The organism is Rhodococcus sp. MEB064 (genome assembly GCF_000834565.1).
Lineage (GTDB): Bacteria > Actinomycetota > Actinomycetes > Mycobacteriales > Mycobacteriaceae > Rhodococcoides.
Window position 1 is genome coordinate 1 of sequence record NZ_JXQS01000069.1, and the last position, 380, is coordinate 380.

Below are 380 nucleotides of genomic sequence, written 5' to 3' on the forward strand. Positions count from 1 at the left end.
TGCACGCTCTTTGCCAGCATCGTTGTGAGACATGTCGGCGCGGGTGCGGGGAGATGAGTGATCATGATCGACGTCGAAATAGGCCGCAGTGCCACGGGAGTGCGGAGGTTTCCTCTCGCGTTCCGAGTCGAGTTCCTCAGATCGTGGGACGACGCGGTCGAGCGTGGAGCGAAGACGGCACTGCTGAGGAAGCACTCGCTGACGACGAACACCGTCAAACGGTGGCTCGAGGCGCGGGAGCGTGGAGAATTCACCGCATCGATGGTGACCGCCGCACGGAAGTCGAGGTTCGAGGTGAAGAACACCGAACGCGCCGAACTGGCACGACTACGCAAGGAGAACGACGCCCTCAAGAAAAAGGTGGCGCAGAGCGAAGCGGT

At 61.6% G+C, this 380-nt stretch carries 1 protein-coding gene; it reads left to right on the forward strand.

Annotated features, from left to right (window positions below; translation table 11 throughout):
- Positions 1–63: 63 nt before the first annotated feature.
- The coding region (locus tag RU01_RS20440; protein WP_042576440.1) for a hypothetical protein at positions 64–380 on the forward strand (317 nt) is incomplete at its 3' end.